20 protein-coding genes are annotated in these 19,540 nt (G+C 63.0%); 15 read left to right on the forward strand and 5 right to left on the reverse strand.

The genetic code is table 11. The features are described from left to right. Nucleotides 1-284: 284 nt before the first annotated feature. The 11 genes from VFW93_RS17225 (at nt 285) to VFW93_RS17275 (ending at nt 9,163) form a co-directional block, all read left to right on the forward strand. On the forward strand, nt 285-1,508 hold the full coding sequence (locus tag VFW93_RS17225; protein ID WP_329695182.1) for a DUF6801 domain-containing protein: 1,224 nt from the start codon (nt 285-287) through the stop codon (nt 1,506-1,508). 276 nt (nt 1,509-1,784) lie between these two features. Next, nucleotides 1,785-2,921 carry a homocitrate synthase gene (gene nifV, locus VFW93_RS17230; protein ID WP_329695183.1) on the forward strand — a complete coding sequence of 379 codons (1,137 nt, stop codon included), beginning with the start codon at nt 1,785-1,787 and terminating at the stop codon, nt 2,919-2,921. Continuing rightward, entirely contained in the window at nt 2,918-3,748 is an 831-nt protein-coding gene (gene cysE, locus VFW93_RS17235) for a serine O-acetyltransferase (RefSeq protein WP_329695184.1), read from the forward strand. The genes nifV and cysE overlap by 4 nt, the downstream gene beginning before the upstream one ends. Before the next feature lie 2 nt (nt 3,749-3,750). Continuing rightward, nucleotides 3,751-4,131: a nitrogenase stabilizing/protective protein NifW gene (gene nifW, locus VFW93_RS17240; RefSeq protein ID WP_329695185.1), complete on the forward strand. Its 381-nt coding sequence runs from the start codon at nt 3,751-3,753 to the stop codon at nt 4,129-4,131. A 50-nt stretch (nt 4,132-4,181) separates the two neighbouring features. Beyond that, nucleotides 4,182-5,030, forward strand: coding sequence for an electron transfer flavoprotein subunit beta/FixA family protein (locus VFW93_RS17245; RefSeq protein ID WP_329695186.1), 849 nt, complete (start codon nt 4,182-4,184; stop codon nt 5,028-5,030). 48 nt (nt 5,031-5,078) lie between these two features. Further along, on the forward strand, nt 5,079-6,176 hold the full coding sequence (locus VFW93_RS17250; protein WP_329695187.1) for an electron transfer flavoprotein subunit alpha/FixB family protein: 1,098 nt from the start codon (nt 5,079-5,081) through the stop codon (nt 6,174-6,176). A 30-nt stretch (nt 6,177-6,206) separates the two neighbouring features. Continuing rightward, nucleotides 6,207-7,514, forward strand: coding sequence for an FAD-dependent oxidoreductase (locus VFW93_RS17255; protein ID WP_329695188.1), 1,308 nt, complete (start codon nt 6,207-6,209; stop codon nt 7,512-7,514). Between the two features lie 33 nt (nt 7,515-7,547). Further along, nucleotides 7,548-7,847, forward strand: coding sequence for a ferredoxin family protein (locus VFW93_RS17260; RefSeq protein WP_329695189.1), 300 nt, complete (start codon nt 7,548-7,550; stop codon nt 7,845-7,847). A gap of 5 nt (nt 7,848-7,852) precedes the next feature. Continuing rightward, nucleotides 7,853-8,308 (forward strand): ferritin family protein, encoded by a 456-nt coding sequence (locus VFW93_RS17265; RefSeq protein WP_329695190.1) that lies wholly within the window; start codon nt 7,853-7,855, stop codon nt 8,306-8,308. A 43-nt stretch (nt 8,309-8,351) separates the two neighbouring features. Further along, on the forward strand, nt 8,352-8,675 hold the full coding sequence (locus VFW93_RS17270; RefSeq protein ID WP_329695191.1) for a (2Fe-2S) ferredoxin domain-containing protein: 324 nt from the start codon (nt 8,352-8,354) through the stop codon (nt 8,673-8,675). Beyond that, a complete protein-coding gene (locus tag VFW93_RS17275; protein WP_329695192.1) occupies nt 8,669-9,163 on the forward strand; it encodes a hypothetical protein in 495 nt (164 codons plus the stop codon). Before VFW93_RS17270 ends, VFW93_RS17275 begins: the two co-directional genes overlap by 7 nt. 20 nt (nt 9,164-9,183) lie before the next feature. Here the strand turns inward: VFW93_RS17275 and VFW93_RS17280 are convergent, their stop codons facing one another. The 3 genes from VFW93_RS17280 to VFW93_RS17290 form a co-directional block, all read right to left on the reverse strand. Continuing rightward, nucleotides 9,184-10,668, reverse strand: coding sequence for an amidase (locus VFW93_RS17280; RefSeq protein WP_329695193.1), 1,485 nt, complete (start codon nt 10,666-10,668; stop codon nt 9,184-9,186). Between the two features lie 116 nt (nt 10,669-10,784). After that, nucleotides 10,785-11,381: a TetR/AcrR family transcriptional regulator gene (locus VFW93_RS17285; RefSeq protein WP_329695194.1), complete on the reverse strand. Its 597-nt coding sequence runs from the start codon at nt 11,379-11,381 to the stop codon at nt 10,785-10,787. A 27-nt stretch (nt 11,382-11,408) separates the two neighbouring features. After that, nucleotides 11,409-13,082 (reverse strand): NAD(P)/FAD-dependent oxidoreductase, encoded by a 1,674-nt coding sequence (locus VFW93_RS17290; RefSeq protein WP_329695195.1) that lies wholly within the window; start codon nt 13,080-13,082, stop codon nt 11,409-11,411. Between the two features lie 247 nt (nt 13,083-13,329). Here VFW93_RS17290 and VFW93_RS17295 point away from each other — a divergent pair, with 247 nt between their 5' ends. From VFW93_RS17295 to VFW93_RS17310, 4 genes are all read left to right on the forward strand, one after another. Continuing rightward, the gene (locus VFW93_RS17295; RefSeq protein WP_329695196.1) at nt 13,330-14,289 is read left to right on the forward strand and encodes an alpha/beta hydrolase; all 960 of its coding nucleotides are present in this window, start codon (nt 13,330-13,332) and stop codon (nt 14,287-14,289) included. A 125-nt stretch (nt 14,290-14,414) separates the two neighbouring features. Then, on the forward strand, nt 14,415-15,122 hold the full coding sequence (locus tag VFW93_RS17300; RefSeq protein WP_329695197.1) for a Crp/Fnr family transcriptional regulator: 708 nt from the start codon (nt 14,415-14,417) through the stop codon (nt 15,120-15,122). A gap of 230 nt (nt 15,123-15,352) precedes the next feature. After that, nucleotides 15,353-16,057 carry an SAM-dependent methyltransferase gene (locus VFW93_RS17305; RefSeq protein WP_329695198.1) on the forward strand — a complete coding sequence of 235 codons (705 nt, stop codon included), beginning with the start codon at nt 15,353-15,355 and terminating at the stop codon, nt 16,055-16,057. 44 nt (nt 16,058-16,101) lie between these two features. Continuing rightward, nucleotides 16,102-17,520, forward strand: a complete 1,419-nt coding sequence (locus VFW93_RS17310; RefSeq protein WP_329695199.1) for a UDP-N-acetylglucosamine-peptide N-acetylglucosaminyltransferase — start codon at nt 16,102-16,104, stop codon at nt 17,518-17,520. An 8-nt stretch (nt 17,521-17,528) separates the two neighbouring features. Here VFW93_RS17310 and VFW93_RS17315 read toward each other — a convergent pair whose 3' ends face one another. Next, on the reverse strand, nt 17,529-18,806 hold the full coding sequence (locus VFW93_RS17315) for a HAMP domain-containing sensor histidine kinase (protein WP_329695200.1): 1,278 nt from the start codon (nt 18,804-18,806) through the stop codon (nt 17,529-17,531). Further along, a complete protein-coding gene (locus VFW93_RS17320) occupies nt 18,803-19,456 on the reverse strand; it encodes a response regulator transcription factor (protein WP_329695201.1) in 654 nt (217 codons plus the stop codon). The genes VFW93_RS17315 and VFW93_RS17320 overlap by 4 nt, the downstream gene beginning before the upstream one ends. Nucleotides 19,457-19,540 lie beyond the last annotated feature (84 nt).

Below are 19,540 nucleotides of genomic sequence, written 5' to 3' on the forward strand. Positions count from 1 at the left end.
CTTCCTGTCCATACAGGTGGGCAAGCGCCATGCCGCCTTTGCGGCACAAGCGGGAAAGTGCAACTCGCGTTGCAGGAGCAATCCAGGGTCCACGAAGCCTGCGCCATCTCCGCGCCTTGAACGGGATTTAACAATTCAAGGGGCGCGAACCTGCCATCCGTTGCGAGCTAAGGGAACACCCCGCTTTTCCACACAAAACGCTTCGCGTTAAATCCGCCACGCATCAGCAGCACGATGCAAGCGCAGTTGTTCCCCCAACCCCGTATTCTTCGGAGAAGCGTTTCATGAACCCCTCGTCCTTCCTGCGCCGCATGCGCGGGGCACTCGCGTTGATGGCTGTCGGCGTTGCCCTGGCACCCACTACGGCCAGCGCCCTCGATACCAACCTGGTGCCATCGATCGGCGCCGATACCGGTCGTTTCACCTTGCCGATCTCCTGCCAGATCAGCGTGGGCACCCTCAAGCTCATCAAGATCGGTGGCACGGTTGACATCCAGGGCATCGCCCCCGTTCAGCTTGGCCCCGGTCAGGCCTTCTACCTGTCGCAAGGCAGCGGCGCCCTGACGCTGCCGGCGTGGCTTTCCACATTGGGTGGCATTGCCACCATCAACAAGGCGGACGCGACGGTGTCCAGCCTCAAGATTGGCGCAACGCGCTCCACACCCGCCACGGTCGATCTGTCCCGTCTCTACGACCTGAGCGTGACGGACGTGCCGGTCGTGTCCGGCAAGCCGATCACGGTGGGATTGCCCAAGACGGGCAGTTTCCGTGTCGGCCCCTACATCGCGCCAGCCGATGGTCGCGTGCAGTTTCGCTTTGAAGGCGCAACGGCCGACGTGACACTCAAGAGCTCGCTGGGTCTCAAGATCAAGGTGCATGCCGAATGCGCAGCTTCACAAGGCAACGCCTTGTTGTCGGTTGCCGTGGGCAGCCAGGTTGATCCCAGCAAGCCAGCCTTGTTCGAGGGTGAGCCCCTGTCTTACCCGACCGTGGCGGCCGGCAACCTGATCGGCATTGTCAACGCACCCTACAAATGCGACATCGGTGGCCAACGGTATGACGTGGGCGTCGCAGTCGGCGGGGTGATCCCGCTGGCCGTGAAACGCACGGGCACCTTGTCGATCACCCAGGCCTCGGGGGCCATCACGCTGCCCGCCACGACCGTCAATCGTCTGATGGATGCGGGCGTCACGTCCATACAAGGCAAGGTGGATGAACTCAAGCTGATTGTCGACAACGGCACGCCTGCGAACCCCAACGTGCTGCCGGGCGGCACGGCCATCCCGAGTACCTCGCTGGTACGCGACAAGGCAGTCGTCTTGTCACTGCCGACCAACGGTACCGTCACAGCCGGACCGTTCAAGCCCAGTGCAACGGCCGCGTCGATGGTGATCGGCATGGGCAGCGCTGCCGCCACGCTCCAGTTCAATGGCAGCAACCAGACCGTTCCGGTGAGCTGCCCGAAGCCCGAGCCTGATGCGCTCCTGGTTGACGCCCCCATTCTTTGATGACGTGAACTCGACAAGAGCCGCCTTCGGGCGGTTTTTTTGTGCGTGATCACACCTTGATCTGATGCTGGATCAACAGCGTCTGACCTTCGCCGAACCCCACTACCCATGTGGGAAATGGCGGAAACCCGACATGTACCCCAACACCCTGATCACATCGACAAATTCAATCGAATCAACGACTTAGGAGACCACAGAGCGACAAAACCCGCTGGCACACCGATTGCAGTTCAAGCATCAGACAAGTTGCCATCCACCCAGCCAGCGACACCCACCATGCACAGCGCGATCATCAATGACACGACACTGCGCGACGGCGAACAGACCGCTGGCGTGGCGTTCACGGTGGCCGAGAAATGCGCCATCGCCAAGGCCCTGTCAGATGCCGGCGTGCCCGAGCTGGAAGTCGGCATCCCGACCATGGGCGAGGCCGAGATCGAGACCATCAACTGCATCGCTGCGATGGGCCTCAAGAGCCGGTTGATGGTCTGGGGCCGCATGTGCGAAACCGACATCGCTGCGGCACTGCAATGCGATGTCGACATCATCCACCTGTCCATCCCTGCGTCCGACATCCATCTGGAACACAAGCTCCAGCAAAGCCGTGACTGGGCGCTCGATCAAGTTGCCTACTACGTGAGCGCCGTGCATGAAGCGGGCCATGAAGTGTCGGTTGGCTTCGAAGACGCCTCGCGTGCCGATGCGCGCTTCCTGGATCAACTCGCGGCACAAGCCCAGTTGGCAGGTGCGCGCCGCATCCGCTTCGCAGACACCCTGGGCGTGCTGGATCCGTTCTCGACATATGAAGCCGTGGCTCGCCTCCGCCAGGCCGTGGACATCGAAATTGAAATCCACGCCCACAACGACCTGGGCCTGGCCACCGCCAACACCCTGGCGGCACTGCGTGCCGGCGCCACCCATGCCAACACCACCGTCAACGGTCTGGGTGAGCGTGCCGGCAACGCTGCCCTGGAAGAAGTGGTGATGAGCCTGCGCCATCTGTATGGCCTCGATTGCGGCGTGCGCACCACCGACCTGGTCGCCATCTCGCAGTTGGTGGCCAAGGCATCGGGCAGGCCCGTAGCCTTGAACAAGAGCATCGTGGGCGAAGCCGTGTTCACACACGAGTCCGGCATACATGTGGATGGCCTGCTGAAGAACCCCAGCAACTACGAAGGCTTCGACCCCGCCGAGCTCGGCCGCGAACGCCGCACCGTGCTGGGAAAGCACTCCGGCTCGCGTGCCGTGCGCGTGGCCTATCAGGCGCTCGGCCTGCCCGTCATCGACCCACAGGTTCAACCGCTGCTGGAGCGCATCCGTGAACACGCGGTGCACACCAAGCGCTCGCCCACCTCTGACGAACTTCAACGCTTCTTCCTGGAAGCCTCGAACGTACAGGGGCAAGCATCATGAAACGCGAAGACACCGCGCTGCAAGCCATGGCCGCCATTGCCCCCTCTGTTGACGCCGACCAACCATCCTGGTGGGCCTGCCTGAAGGAAGACGTGGCCTGCGTACTCGCACGTGACCCCGCCGCTCGCAACCGCTTCGAAGTCTGGACCATCTACCCCGGTGTGCAAGCCATGGCCTTGCACCGCATGGCACACGCCTTGTGGGCACGCGGCTGGCGCTATCTGCCACGCTGGCTGTCCTTCATGGCTCGCCTGTTCACCAATGTGGACATTCACCCCGGCGCGCGCATCGGAAGGCGCTTCTTCATCGACCACGGCGCGGGTGTCGTGATCGGCGAGACCGCCGAGATCGGCCACGACGTGACGCTCTATCACGGCGTGACGCTCGGGGGCACCACCTGGCGCCCCGGCAAGCGTCATCCCACCCTGGGTGACGGGGTGGTCGTGGGTGCGGGCGCCAAGATCCTGGGCGCCATCACGGTGGGCAACCGCTCACGCGTGGCCGCCAACTCGGTGGTGATCGACAACGTACCCGAAGCAGCCACGGTGGTGGGCATCCCGGGGCGCGTGGTCGTCAAACAAGGTGCCAGCAACAACGTCAACAAGGTGGGCATGCCCATCAACCTGGACCACCACCAGATCCCCGACCCTGTGGGCAAGGCCATTGGCTGCCTGCTGGACCGCATCAGCGAACTCGAACACGAACTCAAGCTCATCCAGGGCTTGGCCGCCAAGGAAAGCACGGTGGAGTCTGTCTGCCAGACCTGTGATGACACCTGCTCTCAACCCACATTCAGCCTGTCACCCAGAACCAACTCCGGAGCCTGATCATGACCGACACCTTTGCCGCCCAACTGCGTCAGCTCTCGGCAGCTGAAGACTTCCTCACCTTCTTTGGCGTGCCCTACGAAAAGGACGTCGTCAACGTCAGCCGCCTGCACATCCTCAAGCGCTTCTATCAGTACATCCGCCAGGAACCCAACCTGCCGGAGAACAACGAACAGGCGCTGTATCAGTGCTATCGCAACCTGCTGATTCGCGCCTATGAGGACTTCGTGAAGTCCACGCCTGCACAGGAAAAGGTCTTCAAGGTCTTCCAGGACACCGATGGCCACCAGCACGTCACGCTGCAGAACCTCAAGGCCACGCTGCCCTCGCAAGGCGGCTCCGTGCCCTCCTACACCGTGCCCGCCGCGCCGCGCGCCGCCTGATCCGTTCATCACGCCAACACCAGAACACTGCATCCCAGCAGGAGAGCACCATGCACATCGTCGTCTGCATCAAACAGGTTCCGGACTCTGCCCAGATCCGCGTTCACCCGGTCACCAACACCATCATGCGCCAGGGTGTGCCGGCCATCGTGAACCCGTATGACCTGTTCTCGCTGGAAGAAGCCTTGCGACTGAAGGACAAGTTCGGCGGCAAGGTCACCGTGATCTGCATGGGCCCACCTCAAGCTGAAGAGGCCCTGCGCAAGTGCGTGTCCTTTGGTGCAGACGATGCCATCCTCGTCACCGACCGTGCCTTCGCTGGTGCAGACACGCTCGCCACGTCGTACGCGCTGGCTGCTGCCATCCGCAAGATCAACAGCGAGCAGAAGGTCGACATGGTCTTCACGGGCAAGCAGACCATCGACGGCGACACCGCCCAGGTGGGCCCTGGCATCGCCAAGCGCATGGGCCTGCAGTTGCTGACCTACGTGTCGCGCATCATCGAAACCGATCTCGACAACAACACCATCACGGTGGAACGCCGCGGCGAAGGTGGTGTGCAGGTGCTCAAGACAGCCCTGCCCTGCCTGATCACCATGCTGGAGAACACCAACGAGATGCGCTTTGCCACCTTGCCCATGATGATCCATGCGGCCGCCTACCAGGTGCGCAAGTGGAACAAGGAAGACGCCGGCATCGAGGACCTGACCAAGATCGGCCTCAAGGGTTCGCCCACCGTGGTGAGCCGCGTGTTCGGCCCCACGCCCCGCGCAGAAAAAGCCGAGATGCTCAACATCGAGACCTCCACCCTGCGTGATGTTTCGCTCAACCTGCTGCAGTCCATCTTCACGCGCCACCCGACGCTGGAGCAGGACCTCATCGAGAAGTTCAGCGCCTGATCAACGCCCCCGTCCACACGCTGTCATCACCTTACACGGAGCATCATCATGAGTGAAGCCAAGCCCGCACTGAAACCCGCCGGACGCGGTCGCAATCTGGAGTTGTCTGACGAACTCAAGGCCTACAAGGGCGTCTGGGTGTTCATCGAACATGAACGCGGCCATGCGCACAGCGTCTCATGGGAACTGCTGGGCGAAGGCCGCAAGCTGGCCGACCAACTCGGCTCGCCCTTGTGTGGCGTGGTGCTCGGCGGCCCCGATGAAGACCTCGACAAGTTTGCCAAGGAAGCCTTCAGCTTCGGCGCCGACCATGTCTACTTCATGCGTGACACGGTGCTCAAGGGCTACCGCAACGAGCCCTTCACCAAGGGCCTGACCGACCTGGTCAACAAGTACAAGCCCGAGATCGTGCTGCTGGGCGCCACATCCCAGGGCCGCGATCTGGCCGGCTCGGTGGCCACCACCTTGCTCACCGGCCTGACCGCCGACTGCACGGAACTGGCCATCGACCCCAACACCCGCGCTCTGGCTGCCACCCGCCCCACCTTCGGCGGCTCGCTGCTGTGCACGATCATGACCCTGGCCTATCGCCCGCAGATGGCCACCATTCGCCCACGCGTGATGGCCATGCCTCGCGCCGATACCAGCCGTACGGGCACCACCAGTGAAGACACGCTGGGCTTGATCGAAACCAACATCGTCACCAAGCTGCTGGACTTCATCGCCGACGCCAACAGCAACAAGATCAACCTGCCGTATGCAGACGTGATCGTCAGCGGCGGCAAGGGCTTGAAGAACCCCGAGAACTTCAAGCTGGTCTTCGACCTGGCCCGCGTGCTGGGCGGCGAGGTGGGCGCCACCCGTCCCTGCGTGCAGGCTGGCTGGGTGGAAGCCGACCGACAAGTGGGCCAGACCGGCAAGACCGTGCGCCCCAAGCTGTACATCGCAGCAGGCATCAGCGGGGCCATCCAGCACCGCGTGGGCATGGAAGCCAGCGACGTGATCGTGGCCATCAACACCGACCCGAACGCCCCCATCTTCGACTTCGCGCACTACGGCATCGTCGGCAACGCCATGCAGGTGCTGCCAGCGCTGACGCAAGCCTTCCAGGCCCACATCGACCAGCGCATCAAGCGCGTGGCTTGACCTTTCCCATGACCGATCAGGAGCAATGACATGAGCAAGAAAGACTTTGACGTGATCGTCGTGGGCGCAGGCCCATCCGGCAATGCCGCGGCCTACACGGCAGCCAAGGCTGGCCTGAAGGTGCTGCAGATCGAGCGGGGCGAATACCCAGGCTCGAAGAACGTGCAAGGCGCCATCCTGTACGCCGACGCACTGGAACGCATCATCCCTGACTTCCGCGACGACGCCCCCCTTGAGCGCCACATCATCGAGCAACGCATGTGGGTGCTGGATGACGCCAGCTTTGTGGGCAGCCACTTCCGCAGTGAGGACTACAACAAGCCGCCCTACAACCGCTACACCATCATCCGTGCGCAGTTCGACAAGTGGTTCAGCTCCAAGGTGCGCGAAGCCGGCGCCCTGCTGATCTGCGAAACGACCGTGCAGGAACTGATCATGGACGGCGACAAGGTGGTGGGTGTGCGCACCGACCGCGAAAAGGGCGATGTGTTCGCCGATGTCGTGATCCTGGCCGATGGCGTCAACAGCACGCTGGCTCGCAAGGCAGGCTTCCATCCGGAGGTCAAGGCTGGCAACGTGGCCCTGGCCGTGAAGGAAATCCACTTCATGCCTGAAGAGCTGATCCAGCAGCGCTTCAACATCAAGGACGATGAAGGCGTGGTCATCGAGATGGTTGGCAAGATCACCGACGGCATGATGGGCACGGGCTTCCTGTACACCAACAAGGACTCGATCACGCTGGGCATCGGCTGCATGCTCTCGGACTTCAAGAAGAACGGGAACAAGACCTCGCCTTATCAGCTGCTTGAAAGCATGAAGGCCCATCCTTCGATTGCCCCGCTGATCCAGGGCGGTGAAATGAAGGAATACTGTGCCCACCTGATCCCCGAGGGCGGCTTCTTCGCCATCCCCAAGGTCTACGGCAATGGCTGGATGATCGTGGGTGACTCGGGTGGCTTCGTCAACGCCGTGCACCGCGAAGGCTCCAACCTCGCCATGACCACGGGCCGTCTGGCGGCAGAGACCATCATCGCGGCCAAGGCCGCCGGCAAGGAGCTGAACGCGGCCACGCTCAAGGCTTATCAGAAGGCCCTGGACGAGTCCTTCGTGATGAAGGACCTCAAGAAGTACCGCGACATGCCCAAGGTCTTCCACGAGAACCCACAGTTCTTCACGACCTACCCGGAGCTGCTCAACAAGGCTGCCCGCACGATGGTCACGGTCGACAACATCGACAAGAAGACCAAAGAGCGCGAGATCTTCTCCAGCTTCAAGACGGCGCGAACCTTCTCCGGTCTGGTGGGCGATGCCTTCAAGCTGTGGCGTGCCTTCCGCTGATCGACTTCCACACCTTGAATCAGGAGTGACACCATGACCCCCATCAATGTGAATGTGGAAGAAAAACTCTTCCAGAACCGCTACAAGGTCGATGCCGGCCGCCCCCACATCAAGATCAAGGACGCCAGCGTGTGCCGGGACCAATGCAAGGATCGTTCGTGCACCTTCGTGTGCCCGGCCTCCTGCTACAAGGCCGAAGGCAACGGCGCGGTGACCTTGATCACGGACGGCTGCCTGGAGTGCGGCAGCTGCCGCATCATCTGCTCCGAGCACAGCAACGTCGACTGGGAATACCCACGCGGCGGCCACGGCATCCTGTTCAAGTTCGGCTGATCGACATGGAAGACATCAACACCTTCCTGGCGCATGCGATCCAGCTGGAGTACGAGGCTGCGCGGCGCTACGAAGACCTGAAGGCGGCGATGAGCACGGCTGGCAACAAGGAGGCGGAAGCCTTCTTCGCCCGCATGGCCGAGTTCTCACGCCTGCACCTCAAGGACGCCATGCGGCGTGGCGGCTTTCGGGAGATCCCGAAGCTGGAGGCCCATGAGTGGCAGTGGCCCGAAGGCGTGAGCCCCGAGCAGGCTGCATGGGCCGGTGTGGATGGCTTCATTGACGCACAGACCGCATTCCGGCTGGCACTGGACGGTGAGGAGCGCAGCCAGCTGTTCTATGCCGCCATCGTGGCGGCCACCACCGATCCGGAAGTACGACGCATGGCCCGCGAGTTTGCGCAGGAAGAAGCCGAACACGTGGCCGAGCTGGAAAAACTGATGCAAAGGCGCGTGGCCTGAGCCACCTGCCCTCCCACTCATCCCATCACATCGAGCCCCCACCATGTCACGCCCCGAACGCAGTGTTTTCGTCTGCTCTCAACAACGCCCGCCCGGGCACCCACGCGGGTGTTGCGCCGCCCAGGGCAGCCAGGCCGTGTTGCAAGCCTTCTGGAAAGAGCTCCAGACCCGCAATGCCTATGAGCAGGTTGGTGTGACCTACTCGGGTTGCCTGGGCCCGTGTGACGGCGGCGTCAACGTGCTGGTGTTCCCCGACAGCGTGCTCTACAGCCGTGTGAAAGCCGAGGATGTGCCAGAGATCTTCGAAAAGCACCTGCTGGGCGGTGAAGTGGTCGCACGCCTGGCCGCCTCGGCGGCATCATGGTGAACATCCTCACTGGCGAGTCGTCCACCGATCTGTTCGGTGGCGACGTCCCGCCACAGGTCAAGGACCTGGTGGAGCAGGCACGCAACGCAGAAACGCCCGAGCGTGCGCTGGCCTTGTTGTGGACGGCACAGGTGTGTGCGCCCAACTGCCCGTCGCTGTACTACCTGCTCTACAAGTTCCACGCGCGGCACGCCGACTTCGAGCAGGCCGAGCTGGCCGCGCTCAAGGGCCTGGAGATCGCGGCAGAACAAGCCGGCCTGCCCGATGACTGGCGCATCGTGACGCCCGACATGGCGGACTTTCAGTCGCCGGGCCCAGCCCGCTTCTGGGCTTTCACGCTCAAGGCACTGGCCTTCATCCGCCTGCGTCGCAAGGATCCTGAATCGGCCCGCGCCTACTTGAACAAGGTCCACGAGCTGGACCCGCAAGGCGGCTCCGGCGCGTCGGTGATCGAGGCCTTGATTCAGGCCAGTCAATCGGCAAGCTGACGCAGCAGCAAGCGCCCGCTTCAGATCGACGGCCGGCGGTCGAACCAGGGGCGAGCCTTCTCCAGCTCGGCAGCGAGTTGAAGCAAGGTCCCCTCGCCATCCAGCCCCGCCACGAACTGCACGCCCAAGGGCAGGTTGGCCCGGTTCCAGTACAGCGGCACGGACATGGCCGGCCGGCCACTCAGGTTGGCCAGCTGCGTGTAAGGCGTCCATGACAGATTGGCAATCAGGCGCTGCTTGAACGCTGGCGTCTTGCTCACCAGACCAGCCAGACCCAGCACACGCGCGACATCCATGCTGAAGCTCAACATGCGTGGCGTGGACAGCTGACCAATCGGCAAGGCAACCTCGCTGAGCACAGGCGACAACCACATGTCATACCGTGCATGGAATGCCGCCAGCGCACGGTTGTGGGTGTGCCAGTTGTGTTGCGATCGCAGCAGATCCATGACGTCCGTGCTTCTGCCAACAGCCGCCATGGCGCGCGTGTCGGGCTCGAAGTCGGCCAGGCGAGCCCCTGTCAGCCTGCAGATCTCGTCGACCAGCGCAGCCGACAGACAGAACCACGACGTGGCGAAATCCTGTGCCAGTTGCTCACCATCGATGGCAGGGGCCGCCTCTTCCACGTGGTGACCCAAGGAGGCCAGCACCTTGGCGGCCTCCTGCACGGCTTCGATGGCATCAGCGTGAACCGGCGTGCCGACAGGTGATGCGGTGGAAAAGCCAATGCGCAATCGGCGAGGCGGCGTTTCAATGAGCTTGAGATAAGGCGTGACAGGCCGGGGCATGTAGTAGGGCGCATAGGGCTCGGGCACCTGCAACACGTCCATCATGGCGGCCGTGTCCCGCACGCTGCGCGAGAGCACGCCGTTGACCGCCGCACCATTGAGCCCCTCAGCCGCCAAGGGGCCCATGGAGACGCGGCCCCGCCCTGGCTTGAGGCCGAACAGGCCGCAGGCCGCAGCCGGGATGCGGATGGAGCCGCCGCCGTCATTGGCGCCCGCGATGGGCACCAGGCCAGCCGCCACCGCAGCGGCCGAGCCACCGGATGAACCGCCCGTCGTGCGCGTCAGATCCCAGGGGTTGTGTGCCGGCCCCAGCGCCAGGGACTCGGTCACGCCCTTGGAGCCCAGCTCGGGCGTATTCGTCATGCCGAAGATCACGGCGCCGGCCTCTTCCCAGCGGCGCGTCACGTCGGCGGTCTCCGGTGCGGCTATCTTGTGCAGCACCTTCGTGCCCCACGAAGTCGGCACACCGGCGATCTCCTGGAACAGATCCTTCACCAGGAAAGGCACACCGGCAAACGGCATGTCGCTTTGCCATGTTCGGGCCGCCTGCTTGCGTGCGCGATCATCAAGGCGTCGCACCACGGCGTTGAGCTGGCCATGCGTCTGATCGGTCCGGGCCAGCGCGATGTCCAACAACTCCGAGGCTTGTACCTCGCCTCGGCGCACGAGATCGGCCAGGCCCAATCCGTCGTAGCGAACGTACTCATCAAAACGCATGCCTTGCTCCAGCTTCCCTTCAATGGGTGCTGAATGTACCATTGGTACACACATGACGCAAGCGAGGGATAGCCCGCGCTTTCGGGGAGCGGATCACGGTTCGCAAAGGGAAACGTTCAGCGCCTGGACACAGGCTTGGGCAGCGGCAGCACTTTGGCAAACAGGGCCACCGCCTCCTGCACGCCCACTTCATCGTGGGTGGACAGCAGATCCAGCATCAAGCCCCGGATGACGGCCATGCGCAATCGCGCCTGCACACGGCCTTCAGCCGGCGTCATGCCCAGATGCTCGACCAGTTGGGCCGCCGCGTGGATCAACCATTGATCCGCCAGCTCATAGAGCAAGGCCTCCTGGCCCTGGGGCTCACTGAGCACGCGGCCATAAATCTGGAACAGGGAACGGAAGAAAGGCCGCTGCTCGGGTGAGCTCAGATAGGCCCAGGCCTGCTCGAATGTCGGCCCGCCTTCTGCGTCCATCAAGGCCAGCAGGCCTTCCGTCTGGATCTGACGCAGCCTCAACAGGATCGCCCGCCAGAAACCATCGGACGAGCCGAAGTAGTAGATCAGCATGCGATGGCTGGTGCCCAAGAGCTGCGCCATCGCGCGCAAGGACATCTCCTCGTAGCCATGCTCGCGCACGTGCTGCAAGGCCTTGTCCAGCAGGCGCTGGGCGCCTTCGGTTTGAGAACGGTCGATGGTCGGGGCGTCGGACATGCCCCGATTGTGTCGCAGACCGATCACTCAAGCCGTGCGTGGCTCATGTTCGGTGTCGGCCGGCTGCATCTGGCCCGACACCACCTTCTTGAGCACCGGCCCCATCTGCCGCATGCCCGCCACCGCCGTTGCCGTGAGGACACCGCCCATCATGGCGCCCACGATGCCGCACGACATCACATCCTGCCCGGTGAGCCACAGGCCCTTGATCTTCGTGCGCGGGCTCAGCCACTCTTGCTGGAAGCGCTGGGGATCATGGTCCAGGCCATAGAGCTCACCGCGCTGATAGCCGCCGAACCAGTTCGTGGACAAGGGCGTGGACACTTCAAAGTAGTCCACCTGACCACGCAGTTGCGGCAGCTTCTCGTAAAGCACCTCCATCAGGCGCTCACCCCAATGGGCCTTGGCGGTTTCGTAGTCCTCGCCGCGCTTGCCCCAGATGGTGTCTTCCCACTTTTCGAACCAGGCGTAATTGGTGGGGGCCACGATCTCGATGGTGGCCTTGCCCGGGTAGCGGCGCTCGAAATCGGGGTCCTTCGCCGAGGGGAAGGAGATGTAGACCACGGGAAACGGCGCATCCTGGTCTTCCATGAAGCGTTGCGTCACCCCGTCGTAATCGTTACTCGGGTAGATCCAGAAATTGGTCTTGGGCAAGCCCAGCTCTTCTGCGGTCTGCTTGAGCCCGATGTAGACGCCCAGGTGCGCCGCGCTTGGCTTGACCTTGGGCAGCAGCTTGTCGTAGCCGGCACGTTGCACTTCGGCTGCGGGCACCAGATGCTCGAAGGTGTTGAACACACCGGCGCTCGACACCACACAGGCGCAGTCAATGCGTGTGCCATCTTCCATCAACACACCCTTGACCTGCCCTTGCTCGGTCACGATCTGCTTGACGCGCGCATAGGTGAACACTTCGCCGCCGGCTGCACGGACTTTGGGCAGGATGGCTTCCGCAATGCGCCAGCTGCCGCCCACAGGGTAGTAGCCACCATGCAGATAGTGGCTGGCCACCAGCCCGTGGATGATGAAGGACGACTGGCTGGGGGGCAAACCATGGTCACCCCATTGCCCCGTGAGCACGGCGATCAGGTCCTTGTTGCTGGTGAGTTCGGCCAGCACGGCGCCCGTGGTCATGTTGAAGCTGCGTGGCAACAGCATGTTGAGCACCGGCTGCGCCAGCTTGCGCTGCCAGGGCTTGAGCAGGCGCGCCATGGTGAACAGGGGCACGTACTTCTTGATCTCGGCCAGCCTGGCCAGGTAGCCATCAATCGCCTTGGCCTCCTGCGGGAAGCGCCGCACCAGTTCGTCGCGATAAGCCTGTTTGCCAGCCAAGGCATCGAAGATCTTGTCGCCGATGAAGAAGCGGTCGTACACCTGATCCATGGCAGCCCACTGCAACTTGCCACCGGTCAGGAAGTCCATCATGCGGCGCGGCATCGTGGGTGCGCCCATGTCGCCCACATAGTGCAAGCCCACATCCCACTCATAGCCTTCACGTTCGTAGCTGTGGGTGTAGCCGCCCGCGGTGTAGTGCTGTTCCAGCACGGCCACCTTCCAGCCCAGTTCAGACAGGAAAGCCGCTGTGGTCAACCCCCCCATGCCGGAGCCGATGATGACGGCGTCATAGGGGCCGTTGAGTCGCCAATCCCGGTAGCGTGTGCCGATGCGAGGGCAGTTGGCCTTGCTGTTTTTCGTCGTGCTCATGTGTGGCTCCCGAACGTGGGTCTGTGGTGTGACGGCATTTGAACACACAATGTTGACATTGTGAACACCCAAGCACTGTCACCCTCTGCCCCCTGCATGCGGGAGAGTGCTTTCCCGCTCTTTGTAAAAACTGTGACAGTAACGTAATACACCATACGCATAGCATGAACTCACGCCAGGCCATCAAAGGCTCATATACCTGGCAGGCGGCAAAACACCCCATATCCAATGCGGATGGAGACAAATCATGCACATGCCACACATAACCCCAAAAGACCGAGAATCATCCGGCACGACCCAATTTATTCACCCTATCAAATGGGGAGCAAGCAAGATCCTGCAAGGGATGGCGGCAACGATATTGACCGCTTTCACGCTCGCGCATGCCGGTGGATATCAACGTGGCCCTGACCCGAGCACGGCCATGCTGGAAGCCAGCAGCGGCCCTTATACCGTCGCGTCCGAGAAGATTTCATCTCCGGTCAATTACGGCGGCGGCACCGTTTATTTCCCGACCGCAACCGGCGACGGCCCATTTGGCGTGGTCGCGTTCAGCCCCGGCTTCGTGAACACCGAAGCGGCCAACAAATGGTGGGGGCCTGCGCTGGCGTCGCACGGCTTCGTGGTGGTCATGATCAACACGCTGACACCGTTCGACCTGCCCGGATTGCGAGGCAGGCAGTTGCTGGCGGCCCTCAAGGACATCATCGCTCGCAGCCAGGACAAGGCCAGCGCGTACTTCGGTCGAATCGACATCAACCGACGCGCCGTCATGGGGCATTCGATGGGCGGCGGCGGCACCTTGTCGGCCTCCGTCAGCGATCCCAGCCTGAAAGCGGCCATCCCTCTGGCGCCGTGGTCGGCCAACACCGACTGGAGCAAGGACAGCGTACCCACGCTGGTGATCGCCGGCCAGAATGACGTGGTCGCACCCCCATCGACGATGGCCTCTGTTTTCTATAACAACCTGCCCGGCAATTTGAGCAAGGCTTATATGGAAATGAAGGCGGCCGACCATTTCTTCCCCAATAACCTGGGCCCGACAGCCATGAAACCCGTCATGAGCAAATATGCGGTTTCCTGGCTCAAGCGGTTTCTGGACGAAGATCGCCGTTACAGCCAGTTTCTGTGTGGTGCCCTGCACGACGCCGATCTGAATGCCACCAACACACAGATATCCACCTACAAGGAAACCTGCCCATATTGACAGACAGGCAAAAGGACCATATTTGACACATCGCGAACCGTGCCTCTTGGCCACGGTTCGCGATGGCTTTTTATCCCAGTCAAAACAATTCAATACCAGGCCGGATAACCCCTTCGACTGAACGCATGATCCAGTTTCACGACACGCTTTTGAAGGACGCCTGGTTTGCCAGCCTTCCAGCGACGACTCAACAGGCACTGTTGAACCGCGCCCGCCTGCGCCACCTCGATGAAGGCGAAGCCTTGTTTTACCGCGGCGACCCGTTCGCAGGCTTGTACTGCCTGATCGGTGGGAGCATCCGGATCTGTTGCGCGACCGAAGATGGCCAGGCCGCAATCCTGGCCTTCGTGGACACATCCCAATGGTTTGGCGAGGTCGGCCTGTTTGACCGGAAATCACGCTCCCACGATGCCGTGGCCGACCGACAGACCAAGGTGCTGCATGTACCCGCCCAGGATATCGACCTGCTGCTGGCCCAGGAGCCCGCATTGTGGAAGCACTTGGGTGCACTGGCTGTTCAAAAGATGCGCAACCTGTTTGTCGGATTGGAGGCCTATGCACTCAAGTCCGGATCCGTGTGGGTCGCACGTCGCCTGCTGATGATCGCCCGACAGAGCGAGACCTTGCCCCTGGAGCAGGGCCCCAGGCCGCAAGCCAACATCGTGCCGGTGTCGCAGGACCAACTCAGCCAGATGCTGGCCAAGACCAGGCAAACCACCAACCGGATGTTGCGAAAACTCGAGACCGAAGGCGTGATCCGATGCGGCTATCGACACATCGAGATACTCGACTGGGATGCCCTTTGGCAAGCCGCCGAACTGCATCAACACTGACGGCCAACGGTGCGCGCCGCCCTCATCGGACCGGTGCGCTACACTGTCCAGACCCGTTCTGCCCCGCGTGAGTGCCCTTTCGGTCCGGTTGACAGCCCTGCCCCTTGGCGGCCCTGTATCACCGTGCGATCTGACCATGAGCCCGCCGCATTGCGCCAACTCACCTCAGTGGCCACGCTTGCAGATGACACCATCATCCTCGTCGCGGCCACCCCACGCAGGGCCGCCGCATGCCGGGCTACCAGACCAAACAAGAACGCATCGCCATTCAAGGCGCACACAGCCTCGTCATTCGCTCGCTGCTCGACAAGCAGCAGTACGCCGACCCATTGGGCGAAGCCGAAGCCATGGGCATCTCCAGCGCAGCCTGGCCCCTGTTCGGGCTCCTGTGGCCTTCGTCCATGCAACTGGCCGCCTGGATGGCCGATCGCCCCCTGGTACCTCAGGAGCGCGTGCTCGAAGTGGGCTGTGGCCTGGCCCTGGCCAGCCTGGTGTCGCACCGCCGTGGCGTGGACGTGACCGCATCGGACTGTCACCCGCTGGCATCGAGCTTTCTGATCGAAAACACCGGCCTCAATGATCTGCCCCCCCTCACCTACCGACACGGTAACTGGGCCGATGCCGCCAACGCCCCGGTCCACGACAGGCACCCCATCGTGCAAGGTCGCTTCGACCTGATCATGGGCAGCGACGTGCTGTACGAACGGGATGAGTCGGGCCATTTGTCGGGCTTCATCGCCCGCCATGCCCAGCCCACAGCTGAAGTGCTGATCGTGGACCCCAATCGAGGCAACCGCTCCGCCTTCAACAAACGCATGGCCACAGAAGGCTTCGTGCTGGAAGAAATCGACCTCAGCCAGAGCCTGGCCAGTGGCCAGGCCTACAAAGGCCGCCTGTTGCGCTACCTGCGCGTGGCCACACCAGTTGTGAACTGATGTCAGACCGGGCCATCGAGGCCCGGAACTTGCGATGCTCCACCATGAGCAGCCCCTCCCCCAGCGACCAGGCACGAGCCCGACAAATCCGACACTACGCCCGCAGCCGTGCGTGGTGCGAATGGGAGGAGTTCGACAAATGGATGGGGTTGGTGCAGGCCGACATGAACGATGTCGGCGCTGGGCAATGGCCCCCCTTCCACCTGCTCGCCGCCCCTGGCGTCAGCGCGCAACAGCAACAGCAATGTGCCGCCAGCTGGCTCGATGAACGCCTCCAGCTCAACCAGGAGGCACGCGAGGCGGCCATCAGCGAGTTCCAGGCCAGCACAAAAAGCCCTCGCCTTGATGGTGCCCCCTTGCGCATCGGCTATCTGTCCAGCGACTTTCACCAGCACGCCACCAGCCTGCTGATGATTGAAATGCTGGAAGCCCATGATGGCGATCGCTTCGAACTGCATGCCTACAGCCATGGCGCGCTGGACGACAGCCCGATGCGCCACCGCTTGCTGCAGGCCTTCCACGCATTTCACGACATCCGCGAACTGGACGACGAACAGGCGGCGCGTGCCATTCATGCCGATGGCATCGACATCCTGGTGGATCTCAAGGGCTACACCGCGGGCAGCCGAACCATGCTGCTGTCATGGCGCCCTGCCCCGATTCAGGTGAGCTTTCTGGGCTACCCGGGCACCTTGGGGCGGGACTTCGTGGACTACCTCGTGAGCGACCGCTACGTCACGCCCCATGCGGCGCAGACTGATTACACAGAGTCCCTCGCCTGCCTGCCGCACAGCTACCAGCCTCATGCGCGAGCCAGCCGACCCAAGGCCACGACGCTCACGCGCGCGGAGGTGGGTCTGCCCGAAGACGCCACGGTGCTGTGCTGCTTCAACCAGGCCTGGAAATTCACGCCGGAGGTGTTCGACACCTGGTGCCGCATCCTCAGGGCCTCACCCGACAGTGTGCTGTGGCTGCTTCAGGACCGGCACGCCGAGGGCAACCTGCGCCAGGAGGCGCTGGCCAGAGGCATTTCTCCGCACCGGCTGGTGTTCGCGCCGGACATGAAGCAGGCACCACATCTGGCCCGCCTGCCACTGGCCGATCTGGTGCTGGACACCTGGCCCTACAACGCCCACACCACCGCCAGTGACGCACTGGCTGCAGGCGTACCGGTGCTGACCCTGGCCGGCCGTACCTTCGCCTCGCGCGTGGCGGGCAGCCTGCTGCACGCCGTGGGCTTGCCTGACATGGTCGCAGACACCGTGGAGGACTACGAAGCCTTGGCGCTCGCACTCACGACAGACCCGGCGCGACTCGCCACCCTGAAGGCCAGGCTGCACGCACAGGTCGCCGACGCAGCCTTGTTCAACGTACCTGGCTACACCCGGGATCTGGAAGCCCTGTTCACGCAGATGTGGCACCGACATCAATCAGGACAGGCGCCTGCCGCACTGGACGTCTGAACGATCGATCACCTGTTGCTCAGGCTCAGTTCGACGCCAAAACCGCGTTCCACGTGCACCACCACGAGCTGCCCGCCATGCGCCCGGGCCACGCGGTCAGCCAGCATGAGGCCCAGGCCCATGTCCTGCTCGTAGTGCTGGGAGGCCAGCGCGGCACCGATGCGCTTGCGCGTGGCCTCGTCCACACCTGGGCCGTCGTCGACCAGTCGGATCACCATCGCACCGGCATCTTGCCGAAACGACACCCACGCCTGAACGGCACCATAGCGCACGGAGTTGTCCAGCAGGTTCAGCAAGGCCGCGGCCAGCAAGTCCGGATCTGCCTCCACGTGGCCATCGCCTTCAACCTTGATCGCCAGACCAGGCAGAGGCAGTTCATGCACAAAGGCTGCCAGCGTGACGGGCATGCGGTTGATTTCACCGCCACTTCGAAACAGCGACAACAAGGCCGTCACCACGCGGCTGAGGCGATCTGCCGCCTCACGCGCACGCTGAATGCGGGGCTGAACGTCTGCCGGACTCTCGCGCTGGAGCATGGCCAGCTGCGCTCCCAGGCCCGCCAGCGGCGTGCGCAGTGCGTGCGCTGCATTGGCGCTGAACGCACGCTCGCTGATGATGTTCTGAGCCAGGCGATCACCCAGGTGCACGATGGCATCACGCACCGGCTTGAGCTCTTCCCTCCGGGCCATGGGCGGTGACGAGCCTGGTTCAAGTGGATGGTAGCGTGCAACCTGCTCGGACAAACCGATCAAGGGATCCAGCTCCCTGGCCGCCCGCCTGCTCAACCAGAAGGCACTGGCCAGCCCCACCATCAGCGCGCCACAGGCCGTCAGCAAGGCAGCCTCCAGTTGTGCCTTGCGTCGCTCGCTGTGTGTTTGCGCCACATACAGCATGGTGCCTTTGCCATCGAAGGGAATGCCATACACGTGCCACTCGGGCGAGTCTGCGGACCACCGCTCCCGGTGCACCGTGGCCAGCGGCTGCGCCGGTGCGCTGTGAGAACGCCACACCACACGCCGATCACCGGACACCAGTTGCCAGACCATGCGTTCATGATGCGGCGGAGCCGGCAGGGAGCCACCCGAGCCAATTGGCAGCCGGTCTGCGTTGGGCTTGAGCAGGCCATACAGGATCTCGGCCGACTCCTGCAAGGTGCCATCGAGTACATCGTCGAGCTTGTGGTGAACGGTAAACCACACCACCAGGAAAACGGCCACGCTCCAGGCCAGCGACACCTGGATGACCACACGAGACAAGCCCTTGCGGATGGATGGTGCATCGGTCATGTCGTCACCCTGTAGCCCATGCCACGCACGGTCTCAATCACATCGGCACCCAGCTTGCGCCGCAACCTGGAGATGTGCACCTCGAGCGAGTTGCTGGCCAGTTCGCCGCCCAGGCCCAGCATCAGGGCCTCCAGGTCATTCTTGGACACCACCCGGCCAGCCCGCTGAAGCAAGGCCTCCAGCACCTGCCACTCGCGCTGGGTCACGTCAACGCGGTCACCATGCAGGTAGGCCGCCTTGGCCGTGAGATCCACCTCCACAGGGCCGATCTGGATGCGCGCACCGGCCGAGCCCGCAGTGCGCCGTTGCAATGCGCGAAGCCGCGCCACCAGCTCCTCCGGGGCAAACGGCTTGACCAGGTAATCGTCTGCGCCGGTATCGAGCCCCTTGATGCGGTCGCTGATGAGGTCACGCGCGGTCATCATCAGGATAGGTGTGTGATCCCCCTTGCTGCGCAAGGACCGGATCCAGTCCAGACCGGATCCATCAGGCAATTGCCAGTCGACCAGCAGCACATCGTAGGGCTCGCCTTGCAGTGCCTGCACATCCAGCAGGCGCTTGCACCAGTCCACGACATGGCCTTCCGTTCTCAGGAATTCGGCCAGGCCGTCGCCCAGGATGGTGTCGTCTTCAAGTAGCAGCAGGCGCATGAATGGTTCCTCAGGTGCAACGGTAGCACTGTCTGAAACGTGGACGCTTAAGCTGGCGTTCAGGCTGGGTTTCTACAGTGGGCA

Source organism: Aquabacterium sp. (assembly GCF_036279675.1).
Lineage (GTDB): Bacteria > Pseudomonadota > Gammaproteobacteria > Burkholderiales > Burkholderiaceae_C > Aquabacterium.